This is a genomic window from Brachybacterium sp. P6-10-X1 (genome assembly GCF_001969445.1).
Classification (GTDB): Bacteria; Actinomycetota; Actinomycetes; order Actinomycetales; family Dermabacteraceae; genus Brachybacterium.
The window spans coordinates 565290-584799 of record NZ_CP017297.1 but is presented as its reverse complement, the minus strand read 5'-3'; the positions used below and the strand labels follow the sequence as shown (position 1 = coordinate 584799).

20 protein-coding genes are annotated in these 19510 nt (G+C 65.8%); 11 read left to right on the top strand and 9 right to left on the bottom strand.

What is annotated here, in order from left to right; translation table 11 throughout:
- Positions 1-163: 163 nt before the first annotated feature.
- The 3 genes from BH708_RS19695 (at position 164) to BH708_RS02585 (ending at position 4638) form a co-directional block, all read left to right on the top strand.
- Positions 164-3010 (top strand): hypothetical protein, encoded by a 2847-nt coding sequence (locus tag BH708_RS19695; protein WP_157235677.1) that lies wholly within the window; start codon positions 164-166, stop codon positions 3008-3010.
- A 12-nt stretch (positions 3011-3022) separates the two neighbouring features.
- Positions 3023-3274, top strand: a complete 252-nt coding sequence (locus BH708_RS19690) for a hypothetical protein (protein ID WP_157235675.1) — start codon at positions 3023-3025, stop codon at positions 3272-3274.
- Between the two features lie 101 nt (positions 3275-3375).
- Positions 3376-4638, top strand: a complete 1263-nt coding sequence (locus BH708_RS02585) for a sulfatase (protein WP_076806376.1) — start codon at positions 3376-3378, stop codon at positions 4636-4638.
- Between the two features lie 153 nt (positions 4639-4791).
- Here the strand turns inward: BH708_RS02585 and BH708_RS02580 are convergent, their stop codons facing one another.
- Entirely contained in the window at positions 4792-4956 is a 165-nt protein-coding gene (locus BH708_RS02580) for a hypothetical protein (RefSeq protein WP_216639494.1), read from the bottom strand.
- Between the two features lie 641 nt (positions 4957-5597).
- On the opposite strand from BH708_RS02580, the gene BH708_RS02575 reads away from it, so the two are divergent.
- The 3 genes from BH708_RS02575 to BH708_RS02565 all read left to right on the top strand — a co-directional run bounded on the left by BH708_RS02575 (position 5598) and on the right by BH708_RS02565 (position 8693).
- Positions 5598-6761, top strand: a complete 1164-nt coding sequence (locus tag BH708_RS02575) for a hypothetical protein (protein ID WP_076806374.1) — start codon at positions 5598-5600, stop codon at positions 6759-6761.
- A 97-nt stretch (positions 6762-6858) separates the two neighbouring features.
- A complete protein-coding gene (locus tag BH708_RS02570) occupies positions 6859-7818 on the top strand; it encodes a hypothetical protein (protein ID WP_076806372.1) in 960 nt (319 codons plus the stop codon).
- Between the two features lie 2 nt (positions 7819-7820).
- Positions 7821-8693 (top strand): hypothetical protein, encoded by an 873-nt coding sequence (locus BH708_RS02565; RefSeq protein WP_076806370.1) that lies wholly within the window; start codon positions 7821-7823, stop codon positions 8691-8693.
- A gap of 110 nt (positions 8694-8803) precedes the next feature.
- Here BH708_RS02565 and BH708_RS02560 read toward each other — a convergent pair whose 3' ends face one another.
- Positions 8804-9607, bottom strand: coding sequence for an IclR family transcriptional regulator (locus BH708_RS02560; protein ID WP_076806368.1), 804 nt, complete (start codon positions 9605-9607; stop codon positions 8804-8806).
- Positions 9608-9905: 298 nt separating this feature from the next.
- Between BH708_RS02560 and BH708_RS02555 the strand changes: the two genes are divergently transcribed.
- From BH708_RS02555 to BH708_RS02545, 3 genes are read left to right on the top strand one after another with little or no spacing between them, the layout of a single operon-like run.
- On the top strand, positions 9906-10904 hold the full coding sequence (locus BH708_RS02555) for a DUF1177 domain-containing protein (RefSeq protein WP_076806366.1): 999 nt from the start codon (positions 9906-9908) through the stop codon (positions 10902-10904).
- Between the two features lie 2 nt (positions 10905-10906).
- Entirely contained in the window at positions 10907-12289 is a 1383-nt protein-coding gene (locus BH708_RS02550) for a cytosine permease (RefSeq protein WP_076806365.1), read from the top strand.
- Positions 12282-13628: a M20/M25/M40 family metallo-hydrolase gene (locus tag BH708_RS02545; RefSeq protein WP_076806363.1), complete on the top strand. Its 1347-nt coding sequence runs from the start codon at positions 12282-12284 to the stop codon at positions 13626-13628. The genes BH708_RS02550 and BH708_RS02545 overlap by 8 nt, the downstream gene beginning before the upstream one ends.
- 346 nt (positions 13629-13974) lie before the next feature.
- Here BH708_RS02545 and BH708_RS02540 read toward each other — a convergent pair whose 3' ends face one another.
- Genes BH708_RS02540 through BH708_RS02525 form a run of 5 tightly spaced genes read right to left on the bottom strand, consistent with a single transcriptional unit; the run spans position 13975 to position 16438 of the window.
- The gene (locus BH708_RS02540) at positions 13975-14337 is read right to left on the bottom strand and encodes a hypothetical protein (RefSeq protein WP_076806362.1); all 363 of its coding nucleotides are present in this window, start codon (positions 14335-14337) and stop codon (positions 13975-13977) included.
- Between the two features lie 25 nt (positions 14338-14362).
- Positions 14363-14689 (bottom strand): hypothetical protein, encoded by a 327-nt coding sequence (locus tag BH708_RS02535; protein ID WP_076806360.1) that lies wholly within the window; start codon positions 14687-14689, stop codon positions 14363-14365.
- Positions 14686-14979 carry a helix-turn-helix transcriptional regulator gene (locus BH708_RS02530; protein WP_076806359.1) on the bottom strand — a complete coding sequence of 98 codons (294 nt, stop codon included), beginning with the start codon at positions 14977-14979 and terminating at the stop codon, positions 14686-14688. The genes BH708_RS02535 and BH708_RS02530 overlap by 4 nt, the downstream gene beginning before the upstream one ends.
- Complete coding sequence (locus tag BH708_RS19685) at positions 14976-15131, bottom strand: hypothetical protein (protein ID WP_157235673.1); 156 nt, start codon at positions 15129-15131, stop codon at positions 14976-14978. The genes BH708_RS02530 and BH708_RS19685 overlap by 4 nt, the downstream gene beginning before the upstream one ends.
- On the bottom strand, positions 15128-16438 hold the full coding sequence (locus BH708_RS02525; RefSeq protein ID WP_076806357.1) for an ISL3 family transposase: 1311 nt from the start codon (positions 16436-16438) through the stop codon (positions 15128-15130). Before BH708_RS02525 ends, BH708_RS19685 begins: the two co-directional genes overlap by 4 nt.
- Before the next feature lie 191 nt (positions 16439-16629).
- Here BH708_RS02525 and BH708_RS20215 point away from each other — a divergent pair, with 191 nt between their 5' ends.
- Complete coding sequence (locus BH708_RS20215) at positions 16630-16845, top strand: hypothetical protein (RefSeq protein ID WP_253705444.1); 216 nt, start codon at positions 16630-16632, stop codon at positions 16843-16845.
- On the top strand, positions 16845-17414 hold the full coding sequence (locus BH708_RS02520) for a DJ-1/PfpI family protein (RefSeq protein ID WP_253705443.1): 570 nt from the start codon (positions 16845-16847) through the stop codon (positions 17412-17414). Before BH708_RS20215 ends, BH708_RS02520 begins: the two co-directional genes overlap by 1 nt.
- A 746-nt stretch (positions 17415-18160) precedes the next feature.
- Here BH708_RS02520 and BH708_RS02510 read toward each other — a convergent pair.
- Both BH708_RS02510 and BH708_RS02505 read right to left on the bottom strand, forming a co-directional pair.
- Entirely contained in the window at positions 18161-18379 is a 219-nt protein-coding gene (locus BH708_RS02510) for a ferredoxin (protein WP_076806354.1), read from the bottom strand.
- 64 nt (positions 18380-18443) lie between these two features.
- On the bottom strand, positions 18444-19487 hold the full coding sequence (locus BH708_RS02505; RefSeq protein WP_076806353.1) for an acyl-CoA desaturase: 1044 nt from the start codon (positions 19485-19487) through the stop codon (positions 18444-18446).
- Positions 19488-19510: the final 23 nt, after the last annotated feature.

The following is a 19510-nucleotide window of genomic DNA, read 5'->3' as shown; positions in this document are numbered from 1 at the left end:
AATCAAGTGCCGCCCGCCAAGAAGGGTCATCACAGTCTTTTGTGATCTGTAAATAGGTACTTTGTTGTAGAACTATTGATCAAACTACCAATGAGCATGAACACCTCGCGACCGGTAGAACGGTGCGACGTCTGACCGTCATCTCTGCGCTTAAGGAGCTCGAATGTCACACGCGGATTACTCGGCCGGTGATACCAATCGAGATTTACGACTTCCTGCCTGGGGGCCGTACAGCAAGCGCTACGCCGGGGTCTCCCACGTGGCCAACCCCGTCCGAGGGGCCCGATTCGATCTCACCATCGTGCCGGGCTACTTTCGTGGCGACCTTGTGATTCCAGACGGTCTGAGCCCCAGCCGTTTTCACCCGTGGGAGGCGGCGCCAGGTTTGCCTTATTACGCCTACCGCTACGAGCTAGAATGGAAGGATCAGGTCTACTGCGACGTGTCCTTCACTGCCATGGGAGATCATTCGCGCCTCGTCTCTTGCGAGTGGGTGAACAATACGGATTACGCACAGCGCGTGGTCTCTCATGCGGTGACCAGCCTGGACTTCGCCCGGATTGGCTCTCACCGCGAATGGATTCGCACGGTGAGCATCCAAAAGTCTGACGCGGTGACCTGGGTGGATGCTCTGGACTATGCGGAGCTCCGCCTGGCCGGAGGACGCTGCGACGCAGGCCTCGCAGCCGATGGACTGCTCGTCGGTGAAGCGCGTGCGCACGGCGCCGTCGGAGGGTCCGTTCTCACCGATGTTGGAGAGGACACGGGCGATGCGGTGATCTACTCCCTGCAATTGGACGCGCCACTCGGCGACGCCGTGCTGCGCCTCCGGCACCGCTTGCCCCCAGGTGTCAGCGGGAATCTCATGGTTGATGGCCCCCGCACCGGGCAGTTGCAATGTGTCGGCACGGGTGAGATGCAAACCGTCGACCTCGACTTCGGACCCCTCGCACGAGGAACACACCGCATCACCCTTAGCGCATCGCGAGGATCGCTGACCGGGCTCGAGATCGACGGGTTCCTGATCGGGGAGCGCGAGGAAGTCGAACGCACCGTCGTGATCCCCGACACCCTGGATACTGATGTGGCACTAACGCCGGACCCGAGCGGTGGTTTCGTAATCAAACCTCGGGCGTTGGAGCAAGCCTACGGGGTAACCTGGGCCGCTGGAGGACTGCACGCTCGAGAGTTTGTCGGGAACAATCTCGACATACTTCTGCGCAGCGCGAAGTACGATTGGCACGGGATCCCCGGACCCTCGCACGTAGCAGTAGACGCCGACGGGCACGCGAATCGTTTCACCGACATTCTCGCCCCAGCGGTCACAGTGCCCGCCCACTCTCGGAGAACCATCTATGGCCTCGTCTGCGACGGGAGTCCCGACGAAGTATCCGACAGGCTCGCGGCGTTCGCCCGCGCTTCAAACTCGGAGCTCCAGGTGCTTCTCAATCAAGGCCGCCGCAGCGCGTTCGATCCACGGAGGTCGGGCCGGACGACGACCGGACGAGGGAGGCTCCTAAACTCCCAGCGTCTTATGGCTGCCACCGTACTGACAAATGTCGTATATCCCATCTATACGCGGCGACAGAACGTCCGGCATTTCGCCCCCGGCCGCTGGTGGGACTCTTTGTACACGTGGGACTCCGGGATAATCGGGCTCGGGCTGGCCGAGGTCGATCCCCAGAGTGCTGAGGATTGCCTGGAGGCGTACCTGACGGGCCCCGACGACCCCCATTCCGCGTACATCCACCACGGAACAACCGTGCCCACACAGCAGTATCTCGCGGCAGAGCTGCTCTCTCGCGGAATTGATCGAAAACGATTTGCAAAATGGTATCCGGGCTTGCGTGAGCAATACCGATTCCTGTCCGGCGGTCACCCGAAGTCGCGCACCCGGATGCCGTCCGGGCTACTCAATCCCTTCGCCTACTTTTACAACTCCGGTGGCTGGGACGATTATCCCGCCCAAGCCGCCACCCACCGCCACCGTCTCGCAGAGTCCGTCGCACCAATGGTGACGACCTCGCACGCCATCCGTACGGCAAAACTTCTATTGCTGGCCATAGGGGATACCACCGGCGATCCAGGCACCGCGGGGACCGACGAAGATATTCGCTCCGAAGCTCCAGGGGCGGACTATCCGAACTGGCCAAAGGTCAATCACGGTGATGTCGCAGGATACGTCGAGGACATCAATCGCATGTCCGCCGCCCTGCAGCAATGCTGGGACCCAGATGCGGGGTATTTCGGGTACGCGACGCACGACACAGACGGCGCTTTCACTGGTCTCCTGCGGGACGACAAAGGCTTCAATCTCAACATGGGAATTGATGGCGTCTATCCCCTCGTCGCCGGTTCTTGTACTTCCGCACAATCCGACGTGCTACTGGATCGATTGTTCTCACCTGATCGCCTGTGGACGCGTATCGGCATTTCGACGGTGGACCAGTCCGCACCGTATTTTGACCTGAATGGATATTGGAACGGTCAGGTGTGGATAGTGCACCAGTGGTTCCTCTTCAAAGCGATGCTCGATCTGGGCCGCCCCGAACTCGCCCGGCGTATCGCCGAAGCCGTACTCGAGGTCTGGAGCGCCGAATCGGAGCGCACGTACAACACTTGGGAGCACTTCTCCATCGCCACTGGCCGCGGCAATGGCTGGCACCAATTCGGAGGCCTGTCCGCTCCAGTGCTGAATTTCTTTGCCGTCTATCACCGACTCGGCAACCTCACCACCGGGTTCGACACCCGAGTCCTCAAGAGCGGAATTCACGCTGATGGCAGCACGCTCACAGCGGACCTGCTCAGCCTCCCGACAGCTACGGGTACAGCCTCGGTGGTCGCGACCCTCGCACCCGGATACCGGTATGAAGTGCTTATCGACGGGCATCCCACCCGCGTCGACCAGACCGAAAACGGCATCGTACATATCACGTGGACTGACCGTCGCGTATCACAACATCGGCTCGGCCTGAGCGAGCGATCCCTTCATGTGCGTCCGATTCCCTGAGATTTTATCACCGTGTTAGTCGATACAGTTGAAACAGTTGAATATTGCGTCGCTTGGACCCGCCCGCAGTGCTTCTACAGCGGGACCCAGAGCCGGGAAGGCAAACAGATCGACACCACCTTTCGAGACCTCGAAACAGACATGATCAAAGGTCGCAAACCGGTGAGTTCCGGGGCGGATGCCGTCGCCACCTGGAAGATAAGAGGAGGTGACGCGATCCGCGATGAGTATCAGCAGGCTCTCGCCGCGAGGGCCGACGACTGACCCCGGAAGCGGCGGCGGGGGACTATCCCATTGATCCGGTGGAGCCGGGCCGATGGTGCCCTTGAACCCACCGCACCACGAACTTGGACGAGGAGGACCGTTTGCGCCCGAACATCATCTACCTGAACTCCCACGACACGGGGCGCTACGTGAGGCCCTACGGATATCCGGTGGCGACGCCGCGCCTGCAGCAGCTCGCGGAGGAGGGCGTGGTCTTCCGGCGCGCATTCTCCGCATCACCGACCTGCTCCCCGAGCCGAGCGGCTCTCTTGACGGGGCGGTACCCGCATGAGGTTGGGATGCTCGGACTCAGTCATCGCGGATTCTCTCTGATCGATCACCATCAGCATCTGAGTCATGTCCTGCGAACGGCCGGATACCGCACAGTACTCGCAGGATTGCAGCACGTGGCCGACGACCCGACGAAGCTCGGATACGACGAGATTCTCCCCGTACCGAGCCACTCGGCAGGGGACGTCGCACCCGCCGCTGCAGATTTCCTGGCCTCGGCGCACGAACAGCCTTTCTATCTCGAGGTCGGCTTCTTCGAGACCCATCGCCCCTATCCGACTCCTGAACCGGTGGACGATCCTCGGTACCTCCAGCCGCCAGCGCCGGTTCCGGATTCGATAGAGACTCGTGAAGACATGGCGAGATACTCGTCGAGCGTCCGACGGCTCGATGACGGGGTCGGTCAGGTGCTCGACGCGTTGGAGCGAGCGGGCATTGCGGACAACACGCTCGTCATCTGCACCACCGATCACGGCCTGGCCTTCCCGAACATGAAGTGCACGCTCTCGGACGACGGGATCGGTGTGATGCTGATGATGCGCGGTCCAGGTGGCTTCACCGGTGGCTCCGTGAGTGATGCGCTGGTCAGTCAGCTCGACCTGTTCCCCACAGTTTGCGAGCTCGCGGGTATAAGCCCCTCGGAAGGCCTGCGCGGGCGATCGCTGCTGACTCTGATGGATGGCAGTGAGGGCCATCTGCACGACGCCGTCTATGCCGAGCTCAATTACCACGTGGACTATCAGCCGCAGCGCTGCGTCCGCACCGACCGGTACAAGTACATTCGCTCGTTCCGGCAGCTGGACCACCGGATCCTCGAGCACACCGACGAGGGTGCCAGCAAGCAGTACCTCGCCGCCCGCGGTTGGGGCGGCCAGGGCCAAGCACCCGAGATGATGTTCGACCTCCTGCTCGACCCGCACGAGGCCAACAATCTCGTCTCCGACTGCGAGCATTCGGACACGGTGAAAGGCATGCGGGCACGATTGGAATCGTGGATGCGCGTGACTGACGACCCCGTGTTGCGTGGGCCGGTCCCGGCGCCACCAGGGGCGAACGTTAAAGGAGCGCCATGAAGAGCCCGCCGAGCGAACCGACTTGAGGACGCCGCCCTACGCGCTGGTGTGCGCTGAGCTTCCCGACGTGGAAGCCCAGCGCACACCAGCGGTGACAGCCGCCGGGTGCTGGCTGAATGAGTGGAGCGACCGTGAGAGTGGGTGGCGCCCCGCTCAGCTGCGGATCGCGTCGATGACCTTGATGCAGGTCGCGATGAGCGCGTGCAAGGCGCCGGCGATCTCGCCCACCGCGGTAACGGCCAGCAGGACCACCACGACGGGGTCCATCGGGAACGGCGGAATGTCCACAAGCCCCTGCTCCCGGAAGAAGTCGGTCACGAACGGGGCCTTCACCAGGGCGACCGGCCCCGCCCACCGCACCGCCTGCCTACCCTCGGACTCCGGTGCGGGCCGGTGCCACCGCTGTCATGGCCCTCGCGATGCCCGCAACAGCTAGGCGAGCAACCTGTCCTCGCGGCGGGTCGTCCCGACTGGGTCAGTCTCAGCCCCGACGGCAGCTTGACGCTGGCGCCGCAGGCGGATACCCGCGAGAGCGCCTGGCGTTCACCGTCCAGGCCCGCACATAGAGCGGTGCTTCCCGGTGCGCGGTCGGCGAAGTCGACGTCGAGGGAGCGGCCGCTCCGGAGGCCGAGCGGCACGAGATCGACTCCTGGTGCGAAGTGGCGCTTCGTCCTGGTCTGCCGGGTGGGGTGGCGGCCATCACGGTCGACGACGGCAGGTCGTTGCCGGACGGGGCGCATGTCGAGACGGCGCGCAGCGGGTCGCGGCTGCGGTGCACCCCGGTCGCCCCGAACGCCCTGTGGGTGTCCTCCCCGCGGCTGCGGCCATCGGTGCGAGTGCGGGTGATCTACCGCGATGGCAGCACGGATGGTGCCGACGCCGCTCTGTGCTTATCGGACGGGTCGTGAGGCCCCGCCCACTTCCCCGGGGTGAAGCATTCTTCGACCTGGGAGGACCCCATGGGCAAGATCATCCCGATGCACCGCAGCAACTCCCGGGTGCGAAAGCGCGACACCGGCGAGAAGGGCAACCAGGGCGAGTTCGGAACCGTCACACGCGCCGAGGCCGACGTGGCAGTCCTCGACCCTGCCACGGATCGCGGCGGGGAGACGGACATGGAGCGTCGCGCCCGCCTGATCCAGCAGGTTGAGCAGCGCAGCGGGATCGACCCGACCCTGGTGATGGACCTCGACCAAGCGACCACCGCTCTGCAGATCAGCGAGGACGAGGGCATCGGCCCCGCCCGCACGTACATCGAATCGCTCGATGCTGCCGGCCCGGTCGATCCGATCGGCGCTCCGAGGTCCCCGCAGCGGGTGGCGACCTCGGACCTGTTCGCCGACATGGCCACCGGCCGCTGCAGCCTCTCCCCAAGCCAGCGTCGCGAACTGATCACCGAGGCGACCAACCTCGCCGAGGACAACGACCTCATCCAGCAGCGCCGGGCCGACTGGGAGCCCGGCACCACGCACCCGGGCCAGATGGCGCGGCTGCGGCTGATGCAGGTGATGGTCGGGATCCAGCACGACCGCGGCCCGGAAGGGTCCCGTGCACTGGCCGATGAGTTCATGGACGAGGACGATCCGGTCCGGCGCGGCCAGTTAGGCGAGGCGATCCTGCACGAAGCCGAGATGGCCGAGACCCTGCGCGAGAGCGAGGGAGTCCGGGACTTCTCGGGCGGTGGGGCCACCGATGACGGCGGAGACATGTATGCCGGGTCCTACGGGTCGAACTACGAGCGCACCGAAGGGCTGTACGGCGCCGACCTGACCCGCGAGATCCGCTCCGACCTGCAAGCCGCCCGCGCCGAGGGCTACATCCCGCTCGGGTACCGGCTGCGGGTGAACAAGGCGGGCTCCAGCAGCTCGCACCAGTCGCTGAACGTGCTGATCACGCCGCCGGAGGGGCACAATCCGCACTTCCGGTCCCGTGACTGGGTGTTCGGGGAGCTCGAAGAGGTGCCGATGGAGAAGCCGGCCGATTCGATCGTCCGCTCCCGGATCGAGCAGATCTTGGGCTCCTGCAACCGTGACACGTCGAACTCGCAGGTCGACTACTTCAACCGGCGCTTCTACGAGCGCGTGAGCTGGGCTGACGGGGTGCGGCTGGAGGACGCCGAGTGACCGACCGGCCCGACGGCAGGGCGCTGGGTGTTCGTCCCGGCAGGTGGCGGCTCCGCCCACTTCTCCAGTACGAGACGACGAGGACGAGGAGCGTGGCATGCAGACCGGGAGCACGGCGGTGAAGGTGCGTAAGCGGGATACGGGTGAGCAGGGCAACCGGGGCGAGTTCGCTGCCGTACGGCGCAGCGAGGCCCATGTCGAGGTGTCCGACGAGGCTCCGCCGGAGACGGTCGACCTGCCCGAGAGCGTCGTCAAGGTGTGCCACTTCTACGACTTGTCCGGCCTGCAGGCCACTCGTCAGGGGGACGGGACGGTCCGCATCGACGCACAGGGCAGGGTTATCACGGACGACTTCGAGGAGGCCGGGATCGACCCCGACGTGCTCTGCCAGCAGATCAACCGGCACTACCCGGACGCCGACGCCCATGTCGAAGACATTGGGCACGATCTCCAGCCGTGGGACGACGTGGTCTACAGCCTCTCGGTCACGTCCGAGAGCGAGGATGCCGCCTCCATCGACCAGGCCATCTTCGATCACCCGCTCGTGAACCCGTGCGACGACACGGCGGAGCAGGGGATCTGGGAGGGTGCCAAGACCGAGACGGCGATCCGGCAGGCCAAGACCGCCGTGGATGCCTACGCCGAGCGGACCCGCGCCCCGCGTCAGACTGCGGCGCAGGCCCGCGCCCGGGCGGCGTACGTGATCTACCGCGACGCGGCGCAGGAGGAGACGCAGGAGGCCATCGACGGACTGCGCGCCCTGGGCGCCCGGCGCGGCGCCGCCTACGTATCCTTCCCGCCCGATGACGACATCGACGACTCCGCGCTGCTGTCGGGACACCCGGTGTTCTGGGACGCCGACGGGGAGGCGATGGACTGGAGCGAGGACCCGTCCGTCCAAAACGGGGACGAGTACGCGGCGTGGATGTTCTCCGACCGCGACGACGCCATCGTCTCCGATCTCGCGCCGAACGTCCGTGAGGACCGGGACCTGGATGCGATGTCGGATCGCACCGACCACGCCTTCACCTACCGCTGCACCGAGAAGGGATCCTGACCATGCCGAGCAAGCGCAGGAACGAGGTCGGCATGTCCGGCAACGGCGGCCAGTTCGCACCCACCGGCCGCACCGACGCGGAGATCCACGTCGCCACCGACCAGCAGGTCCTCGACTCCCTGCCCCACTCCCCCGGGTTCCAGACCCCCGTGCTCGAGGGCCGCGACGACGCCGAGACAGTGGACCTCGGACTCGAGGGCTTCCCGTCGGATTTCACCACCTGGTACGACGCCGAGTCCGGGGAGACGGTCGTCGAGGCCGGCGTGTACGTCCCGGATGGGGAGATCACGGGGACCGAGGACATCGACCCGTTCTCCGCAGCGACCTCCGACGAGGACGAGCGCAAGGCTCAGCGGGCGTCCGTGGTGCTTGACCAAGTGTTGCGTGAGCGTTACCCGGACGCGGAGGTCAGCTACGACACCGATGAGCCGCGCCTGTCCTGGCAGTACCGCACCGACGGGATGAGCTCGCACGAGGCGATGCATGAGCAAGCGTGGAACGACCCGCGGGGCCCGGTCGCCTTCGCCAACGCGGCCGTCCCCGGGACGTTCGGGAGCGAGAGTCTGGGCCGGGTCTTCCGGGGTCGGATGGGCGACACCTCGATGGTCGCCGCCCCGACCCTGTACGCCGACAGGAGCCTGGAGAGTTCCCGGACCCGGGCCGACGACTTCAACCACATCGCTGCCCGGCAGGCGTTCGTCGACGGGGTCGAGGCCGAGATGCCCACCGACACCAACGTCCGCACGTATGCAAGGCGGCTCGCCGACCGCAGCGACCATATGCAGTCGCTGGCCGAGCGGGGGCACTGCTCGACCAGCGCAGCGCTCGACGAACTCGACCGGGTGACCCCGGCCTCGGCCAACCATGGGTCATAGGCCGAGCGGTTCGCAACCTACCAGCTGTCCCGCTGGATCAATCGCAACCACGAGTAGTGGAACCGGAACACCGAGACCCCACTCAGAAACGTGGACTCGTTCGAGCAGCCTCATCGGGAGCGGCCACCCAGCTTCAGCTCGATCTCGCGACGAGCATCGTCGAGAACATGGACCAGAGACGGAACATCCCCGAAGTGGTCCTCGTGGCCCCCGAGGCTCAGGCTCGCGAACGGCATGTCGCTCACCCTGATGGCCATCGCGACCGTCGAGACACCTACGTCGTACTCGCCGGAGCTCACGGCGTACCCCCGTCGTCGGACCTGCTCGAACTGATGCTCCAGAACCGCGGGGTCGACCGTTGTCGCGCGCGTGAAGCGTGCCATCGGGCGCTCGGCGAAGATCCGACGACGCTCCACGTCGGGAAGGTTGGCGTAGTACGCCTTGCTCGTGGCGCCCGCATGCGCAGGAAAGAGTTCGCCGACGAGAGGGTACTTCCGCAATGGGCCCTGCGCTCCGGTCTCAGCGGCGATCGCCCGCATGTGGAAGGCATCCGGTACCGCGAAGATCGCGGCCAGGCTGGTGGTGTCAGCGAGGATTCTCAGCACCGGCTGCACGAGCAGACGCAGCGACTGCGAGCCTGACCAGATGCGGCCCACGGTCATCGCCGACGGCCCGATCCGGTATCTGCGCGTCGCCGTATCGGCGGTCAGGAAGCCGCGATGGGCCAATGTCGCGAGGAGGCGGTGAGCGATGGATGTCGAGAATCCGAACTCACGCGACACCTCCGAGACGCTCCAACCCTCATGGTCCCGGTCTGTTGCCAGCAGGACCTGCAACGCGCGGTCGACCGTTTGCAGAAGCCCCGGCGGAGTCGTCGCGTCCGCGCAGCCAGGGCGCTCCGGAACGTCCGGCATGGGTCCTCCTCGGGAAAGGCCGACAGTATCGGCACTGTCACCGCAGAACCCTCAGCCTTCGAGGGCCCAATGCATATAACGGGAAACGTTTGCGGCTGATCCTACGCGGTCGAACACTGGTGAAAAGTCAACGGAGTCGGACCGTGCGATCCACTGGAGGCTCCCCTGTAGACCTCTGCTGCGCCACGACGCCGCGGCAGAGTTCACGGGTTCCCGTCCGCCCGCCCGTCGGGCGATGCAGAGTCGCAGCGCCTTGTACGCCATGCGGCGATCCAACCATCAGTACTGGAGTCCCAGCATGCTTCGCCATGTCCTCGAGGTCCTTGACGTCCTCGATTCCCCAATCGCCGACGGTCCGCACGTGGTCACCCTGCTCGAAAGCATTCTCGGTGCAGACGCATTGTCGGAGAGCGCCGAGCGTCCCGCAGTGGAGACGCGCCGGGTGGCGGGAGATCGCGGCCGAACCGACTTCGTCACCGTGACCGTTCCTGGGCGCAATGGCCGCATCGCCGGCGGCGTCGCCCCGACACTTGGGATCATCGGCCGGTTGGGAGGAATCGGCGCACGCCCGGACGTGGTCGGGTTCGTCTCCGACGGTGACGGTGCGGCCGCCGCGCTGTCCGCCGCCGCCTACCTGCTCCGCATGTGGCGACATGGCGACAGGCTCGACGGAGATGTCATCATCTCCACCCACGTCTGCCCCGATGCGCCCACGCTCCCGCACCACCCCGTCCCCTTCATGGACTCCCCTGTGGATATCGCAACCATGAACCGACACGAGGTACGGCCCGAGATGGATGCCGTCATCTCGATCGACACCACCAAAGGGAATCGACTGATCAACCATCGCGGGATCGCGCTATCCCCTCCCGTTCGCCAGGGCTACATCCTCCCGATCCCCGATGATCTTCTGCGCATCCAGGAAGTCGTCACCGGGGCGGCAGCGGTCACCTTCCCTCTCACCACGCAGGACATCACTCCTTACGGCAATGGGCTGCGCCACATCAACTCGATCCTGCAACCAGCGACCGCAACCGACGCCCCGGTCGTGGGGCTAGCGATCACCTCGGCAGCATTGGTGCCCGGCAGTGCCTCCGGGGCGAGCCACGAGAGCGATATCGCCCTGGCAGCGCGGTTCGCCGTGGAGGTCGCCAAGGAGTTCGGAAACGGTTCCGCCTCCCTGCACGACGCCGAAGAGTTCGAACGCGTCGTCGCCCTCTACGGTTCGCACGCCCATCTGCAGACCCCGGGCCTCACTCATCAGACCACCGTGCGCGACACCCTGGAGGTGCACTGACCATGGCAACAGTCGGACACGACGACTTCGCTCTCTCCCGCGTGCCACGTTCGGAACGGTACGGTTTCGTCTCCGTGCTTCTGCAGTGGGTCGGGAACTCCGGATCGCTCAGCCAGTTCATGCTCGGGGCCGCGATCGGGCTCAGCTTGGGATTCTGGCAAGCAGCGGCCGCCTTCACCCTTGGCGCCGTGCTGCTCGAGATCGTGATCTTCTTCGTAGGCTTCGCCGGCCAGCGCGAAGGTCTCTCCATGGTCATGCTCACCCGTTTCACCGGCTTCGGCCGCAATGGCAGCGCACTGGTGTCCCTCGTCATCGCGATCAGCTTGATCGGTTGGTTCGGAGTGCAGAACGGCATCTTCGGAACCTCGATGAACGAACTGGTCGGTGGCCCCGTCTGGATGTGGTGCGTGATCTCGGGCGTCGTCCTGACAGCCCTGGTCATCTACGGGTTCAAGGGAATGCTGTGGATCTCCCGGATCGCCGTCCCCCTATTCTTCGGCCTGATCGCATACACGGTCATCACCACCCTGTCCCAGCACTCGCTGGCCGAGCTGATCGCAATTCCCCCGCCTGAGAATGAACTGACCATCGCCTCTGCTGCGACGATCATCGCCGGCGGCTTCATGACCGGCGCCATCATCGCTCCCGACATGACCCGATTCAACAGCAAGGGATGGCACGTGGCCGTGCAGTCCGGAACGTCGCTGGTGATCTCGGAGTACCTCGTCGGTCTCACCGGCGTGCTCCTCGGTCACCTCGTCGGAACCTCGGACGTCACCAGCATCGTTCTGGGCACCAGCGGCGCCGTCGGACTGATCATCATCGTACTGGCGACCATGAAGATCAACGACAACAATCTGTACTCGGGGTCTCTCGGAATCGTCAACTTCGCCGAGACCGTCTTCGGCGTCCGGATCCATCGCGGAGCCGTCACCATCGCCTTCGGGATCCTCGGCACACTCCTCTCCGCAATCGGGTTCCTCGACTACTTCACAAGCTTCCTCAGCCTTCTCGGCGTCGCGATCCCTCCGATCGGAGGGATCATCGTCGCCGAGTACTACATCGTCCGGAGACAGACCAAGGCACTCGATGAGACACGAGCGAGCGAAACTCTGCCAAGAACCATCGCTGGATGGGTGCCCGGAACCCTCGTAGTGTGGCTGCTTGCTTTCGGCGTCGGCTGGGTCACCCAGTATTTCGCCTTGGGTATCCCGGTGATCAACTCGCTCGTGACCGCGATGCTCCTTTACCTCATCGCATCCCGAGCCGGCCTCATCACAAGCACGGGAGCGGTGAACATGAGGCCTGAACATCAGTCCGCAACCACCGAGGACGCTAACGATGACGCTCCGACCACGACGAGCAAGGAGTCGCGCAATGGTTGATGGAACCGTGAATCAGAACGCTGAGCTCGCCGCACTCCCTGCGGCGCTGGAGATCGCTCAGGACGAGGTGGTGGACCTCTGCAGAACGCTGGTCCGCTTCGACACCTCCAACCCGACGAGCAACGAGCTCGAGGCAGCCCGGTGGGTCAAGGACCAGCTCGAAGACGCCGGGCTCGATGCCGAGCTGATGGAGTCCCTCCCCGGCCGAGCGAGCGTGGTCTCCAGGGTCGCAGGAGCGGACCCATCGCGGGGCGCCCTGCTGCTGCACGCGCATCTGGATGTCGTTCCCGCCGATGCTTCGGAATGGACCCACCCTCCTTTCGGCGGCGTCATCGACGACGGCTTCCTCTGGGGTCGCGGCGCGATCGACATGAAGGACACCGTCGCCGTGTACTTGGCCGTGGCTCGCCACCTGGGCCGCACAGGGGTGAAACCCCCGCGTGATCTCGTTTTCCTCTTCATCGCCGACGAAGAGGGCGGCGGGAGCCATGGCTCCAAATACCTCGTGCAACACAGGCCGGACATCTTCGACGGCGTCACCGAGGCGATCGGCGAGGGCGGCGGATTCTCGTTCCCCATCGACACCGACCGACGCCTCTACCCCATAGAGAATGCGCAGCGCGGTCAGGCATGGCTCCGGCTGACCGCGACAGGCCGGGCCGGACACGGGTCATCGCCGAACGCGGAAAATGCCGTGACGCGCATCGCGGACGCAATCAGCACAATCGGGCACCACCGCTTCTCGTACCATCTCGTCGACTCCGTCTGGGGCTTGGCGGACGAGTACTCGAGGCTCAGAGGAATGGAGTTCGATCCCGAGGACGTCGGAGGATCGTTGCATAGGCTCGGACCGAAGGGCCATGAGCTCCTGGACGTCATTGTCCGGAACTCCGCGAATCCCACGATGACCGAGGCCGGATATCAGATCAACGTGATCCCCGGCCGGGCCACTGCCGCCATCGACGGTCGATTCCTCCCCGGCCAGGAGGAGGCATTTCTCGAAGAGATCGACAGTCTCCTGCCGGAGGGCGTCACCCGGGAGTTCGTACACCGTGACGTCGCGATGGAAACACCATTCGAGGGCAAGCTCGTCGAGGCGATGCAAGCCGCGATCCTGGCGGAGGACCCAGGGTCATCCACCTCAAGCTATTGCAATCCGGGCGGGACAGATGCAAAAGCATTCGCTGATCTTGACATCCGTTGCTTTGGATTCAAGGCACTCCGACTACCTCACGACCTCGACTACGTGCGCCTGTTCCACGGGGTCGATGAGAGGGTGCCGCTTGACGGGCTCACCTTCGGAGTTCGTGTGGTCGGGCGACTCGTGATGTCTTCCTGATCCCAGGACCTGAGGAGGACCTGCCCGTCGAGGCATGCCCACCACCCCGCTCGGGCGTCGAGAACTCTCGGGCAGCGTAGTCATGGAATGTCTCTTTCAGTCCTCGCCGGCGGGCGTGCCGCTCTCGTCCCGCGGGAGCGACGCGCCGCCCACCTCCAGGTGTATAAGGGATCCGACTTCGCGTGACCATTCCTCGACCTCGGGTCTCGACGGACCGTAGAGACTCGGCCCGTCGTCCGGGAGGGACTGGCCCCATCCGCCTCCCATCAGGGCCCCGCCGGCCGCTCACCCCCGGTCGTGGCGGGGCTCTTCACGCGCCCCAAGCAGATACTTCGCTGCCCGAGGATCAGCCACCCCAGGGATGCGCTCGGCGCCATTGGTCGGTCCAGTACGGGTCACGCCGACGGGAGCTGGACTTCAGCTTGGCCCGCTCGAGGTGGACGCGCTGGCGGATCCATTCGCGTAGGAACGGCCGCACCTCCCCGAGGCGGTCACCCCAGTCGTCGACCGACAGCGTGATCTCGTCGTCGCCGGCACGAACGCGCACCGAGTAGCGGTCCATCGAGGTGTCTCGGTGCCAGGGCGTGGAGTCGACGGGCGGGGCGCCTGCCAGGGTCAGCCGGTAGTCGATCAGCGCCGAGCTGACCTCCTGCTCCAGCTTCTCGCCGGCGAAGTGGATGGAGTAGGGGTCATCAGGGCACTCGTTCACTGGCCGAGGATCCCATGCGTGCCTGTCAGGCGATGTCGCGCAAAGGTGCCACGGCGGCCCCGGCCGACTGGTCGGCGTGGCTGGACCACCACTGGGCCTCGAACTGTTCGACGGTGGGTCGGCCGTGCTGGGCGAACCACCGCTGCAGCTCGTCGGAGGCGTAGGCCTCTACCCGGTTCTGCGGACCCATGAACAGGGAGTACGGGTCGATGCGTGCGGCGCGGCCGCGGGCGCCCAGCAGCTCACCGCGCAGCTCCGCGTGCGCGCGGGTGAAGGTGGCGCGCCGGTGCAGCTCGAAGTCCTCGCGCATGCGCTGGTAGGCGGCGAACGCATCGGACAGGATCACGCTCATCGCGACCCCACTTGTCGTGGCCTGGACGCCGATGGACAGGGGTCGCCGCCGATCGATCCGGGGGTCATCGCCAGGGCGGTCTCCAGGCGCGGGATGAGGGCCAGTCTGGGGTCGTACCTGCCCGCCTCGATGGCGACGACGGTAGCGGTCGGAACGCCGAGGCGTGCGGCGAGATCGGCCTGGTCCAGTTCGAGCTCGCTGCGGCGGATCGCGACGACAGCGCCGATGCAGCGCAGCTTCCAGTAACTCGAGGCACTGGCGTCTCGCTGCGGCTGCGTGCGCGGGCTCATGCGGCCCGGTCCGTCCTGGTGACGGTGCCGTCGATCCGGCAGATCCAGGCCCCCGGGGCGGCGCGCATCGGCCAGCCGTGGCACTCCGGCACGTCCTCGGGGGCGATCTGCGAGGCGGGTTCGGTGGCGCGGTGGAGGTGTTCCCGGCTCATCGCATTTGAGGGTGTAGCAGGGGTCTGAAGCCTCCTGCTTCGAGGAGGCCGCGGGCGATGTAGTGGGTGAGGTTGCGGAACCCGAGGGCGGAGCCGCGGAGGTGTTCGAGTCGGCCGTTGATGGCCTCGGTCGGGCCGTTGCTGGTGCCGGGCCGATCGAAGAACGCCAGCACGTCCGCGGCCCTTTTCGTCAGGGTTCGGCCGAGCTTGGCCAGCTCGGGCAGGGCGTCGGGGACCTTCTTGCCAAGCGCCCCGATCAACTTCTCCATCATCACTCTGGCCTTCGCTCGGTCGGGCTCTCGATAGGCGGCGACCATGGCCTGGTAGATCTCCCAGGTCACCTCGACCGCGACGTGCTTCTCGCGCTCGAACAGCGCGCTGAGGCGCTCGCATTGGCGATCGGTGAGCAGCTTGGTGCCGGTGTGGAGGGTGCGGCGGGACTTGTAGAGGGGGTCGTGCTTGCGGCCTCGGCGCTGGTGGAGCTGCTGCTGGACGCGTCGCCGGCAGTCATCCAGCGCGTCCCCGGCGAGGCGGACGACGTGGAAGGGATCCATGACCGCGACCGCGCCCGGGAGCGCCTCGCCGGTCGCGGTCTTGAAGCCGGTGAAACCGTCCATCGCGACCACCTCGATCCGGTCCTTCCACTCTTCGGGGCGCGCCTGGAGCCAGGCCTTGAACGCGGCTTTGGAGCGGCCGGGGATCATGTCCAGGAGCCTGGCCGGCCCGGTCTTGTCCCTGGCGGGGGTGAGATCGATGATCACGGTGACGTACTTGTCGCCGCGCCGGGTATGACGCCAGACGTGCTCGTCGACCCCGATCACGCGGACGGCGTCGAAGCGGGTCGGGTCATCGATCAGCAGCCGCTGGCCCTCGGCCAGGACGGCGTCGTTGGCGGTGTGCCAGGCCACCCCGAGCCCGGCGGCGATCCGCGCGATCGTGAGGTGATCGACGACCAGGGCTTCCAGCGCCCAGCGCATCCCGCCGCGAGAGAGTTTCGCCCGCTCGGGTGCCGCAGCGGTGGTGTCCTCGCGCCACCGGTTCCCGCAGTGATCACACCGGTACCGGCGGATCCGCAGCAGCAGCGTGGTGGGCCGGTGACCGAACGGCTCGTGAGCGAGGGACCGGGTGATCGAGCCCCGCGAGGTCGCTCGTGCCCCGCAGGCGCGGCACCACGGATCCTCCTCAGCGAGCCGGCACTCGAGCACCGCCCGTGAGGCCGTGATCCGCTGCCCCACGGCGACCAGGCCAAGCTCCGCCAGGCGCGTGAAGGTCGTCAGATCGGGGTCGTCAAAGGTAGCGTTGAGCATGTCGAGGTCTTCCAGATGGCGAGCGTCAGAACTTCCATCATCGGGAGACCTCGACGTCTATCCCGGCAATGACGCGCCCACCCCACGCCCCGCGACTACCCCCTCAACTGCGATGAGCCTCAAAAGAGCCCACACCCGATCAGGCCGGGCACAATGCATTCTTCCCCTCCCCCTACTCGCTGGGTGAATACGTGCCGCCCCGCACTGACTTCAACGGGGCCGACCACCCGGAGACCACCGCCGCTCGGCGCAAGGTACTGCTGATCGGAGCCGATGAGCGATACCTGCGGGTAGGAGGCGACCGCTTCTTCTCCACAGGCAACCACCCAGTCGAGACGCTGTTGCCGGTGCTGCACCTGCAGGCCGCTGGCTACGAGATCGAGGTCGCGACCGCATCGGCAATCTGATGAAGTACGAGTTGTGGGCCTTCCCTGCCGAGGACGAGGCCGTCACGGACGCCTACGAGCGACTGCTGCCGCAGACCGAGAGCCCCAGGAAGCTCTCCGACGTGCTCGAGAACGACCTCGGTGACGGCAGCGACTACGCTGCGGTGTTCATCCCCGGCGGGCACGGCGCCATGATCAACATGGCCGATGATCCAATGATCGGCGAGACCGTCGCGTGGTTCCTCAAGAATGACCGCGTGATGATCACTCTGTGCCACGGCCCGGCCGCGCTGTTGGCCGCCAAGGATGACAACGGGAACTCACGGTTCGCCGGATACAGCATCTGCGCCTTCCCCGACGCGCTCGACTCCGGCGCCAACGTCGACATCGGCTACCTGCCCGGCCCGATGACCTGGCTGCTCTCCGAGCGGCTGCGCGAGCGCGGTGTGACCGTGGTCAACAACGCCATGACCGGGGCAGTGCACCGCGACCGCCTCGTAGTCACCGGTGACAGCCCCCTGGCTGGCAATGCCCTGGGCAATCTCGCGGTCGAAACCCTCGCGGAAGCGGCCCAGGGCGGCCGTACATGAGCAGATCACCCCGCGTCCCACTCGTCACCGACACGCTCCGCGCGACCACCCCGCTGCGGGATCGTCAGGCGGTGGTCTTGGCGATGACGTGTTCAGTGCCGCGCCAGCCCCAGTAGATGCGGTGCCGCCGCAACAGCTAGAATCGCCGCGGGTTCCCGGCCTCCCTTCCCCCAAGTCGAGGGCGGGAACCCTCCAGCAGCGACTCGACCGCCCCCGATCTGGCCGTATCGCAGGATCTGGAGCGGTTCGTCATCCGCGACCAACCGTTTGTTCGGTGGTGCAGCGGCATTCGCTTGTAGTCTGTCCCGGTCGCTTCGCGGTGTCCTTGAAACCCCATGGCGAGGCGACCCCTGGGAAGGGACGCCCCATCCTTCTACGGCGGGATGGGGCATCTGCCTCCGGCAGAACAGTCCGGTCATGGGGTAGCACGCAGCATCGACACGACCGGACACGAAAAGCGCCCCCACCCTCCCCTCCTGGGAGGTGGGGGCGCTTTCGTGCGTTGAGAGCTTCGTCCTCAGGCTGTACCGGGCCAGGTCCCCTGCCGCTACGTTGCCGGTTTGGGCTCTCGGGTGAGGGCCTCGTAGTGGAGCGTCTCGAACTCTATTGGGGTGAGCATCCTGAGGGAGCCGTGGAAGTGCCTGAGACGAGTGCGGGAACAAGATAAGAGGGCCTCATGCATATAGTTACGGCTCCGGTTGCCGGTCTTGTCGGTGTCGGGATTGCGTCCGATCTGGTACGTCACCTCACTGCCGCGGCGGGATCGGCTGGTTCTCGATCTGGATCGTCCCTGATGGGCAGAGATACTCTGCCTCCCGGGCCGCGTCCCATTCAGACTCTGGCGGGTTCGAATCCCGAAGTTCGACGAATCCGCCGTTCTCCTCGCGGTTCTGGAAGACATCCGGAGCAACTCGGCTGCAGTTGCCGGATGCGACGCACATGGCAGAGTGAACGGTGATTTTCATCGGGGAGCTTCTCTCGGTGTGTTCAGCGTTTGCATGATGTCTTGCGCCTGTTACGGGCTTCGCGTCACCCGCGGTAGCGCCGCACGAGTGGGCAGACGTACGGGTCGCGGTGCTTGAGGCCGACCTGGTTGAGATAGGACACCACCGTGGTCGAGGCGTCGGTCAACGATCGCTGCGTGTACGGGATGTCGAGTCGGGCGCAGTAGTCGCGCACGTAAGTCTGCAGTGCCGGGAGGGCGGGCCGGGGCGCGGCCGGGAAGAGATGGTGCTCGATCTGGTAGTGCAGACCGCCCATGAGGAAGCGCACGAGGAGGCCGTCCGTGATGTTGCGCGACATCCGCACCTGCCGGTTCAGGAAGTCGAGATGGAGTCCGGCGGGGACAGTGGGCATGCCGATGTGGTTCAGCGCGAACGCGCCGCCCAGGAAGAGCCCGAAGGAGCCGATCTGCACCCCGAGGAAGGCGAGCGCCATACCCCAGGGCAGAACAAGGAACAGCAGCGTCAGGTACGCGGCGAACCGGGTGATGATCAGCGTGAACTCGACGACGCGGTGCTGGACATCCTCGGCAGTGAGGAGCGACCTCAGCGAGGCGACGTGCAGGTTCAGGCCCTCAAGGAACAGCAGGGGGACGAAGAAGTATCCCTGCCGCGCGGCCAGCGCGGAGCGCAGACCGGTGCGCTGATCACTGGCGTCGGGGGTGAAGGCCAACGTGTTGGAGGCGATGTCCGGGTCCTCGCCCTCCTGATTCGGATGCGCGTGATGGGTGTTGTGCTTGACCATCCACCAGTGATAGCCGACGCCCATGAGCAGGCCGGAGATCAGTCGGGAGGCCCACTCGTTCGCGGCCCGGGACGCGAAAACCTCGCGATGCGCGGCCTCGTGGGACAGGAAACCGAGCTGCGCCATCACCAGCCCGATCGTCACGGCCAGAAGCAGCTGGAACCAGGACTCGCCCAGCAGGACCACGCCGACCACCAGCGCCGCCAGAGCCAGCACCCAGCCGATGATCCGGGTCCAGTAGAACCCGTAGCGGCGACGTATTAGCCCCGCATCGTGCACCGCGCGGCTCAGCTCGCGGTAGGACTCCACGTACCGGTCAGCAACCATGGCGGAACCTTATGCAGGCTGGA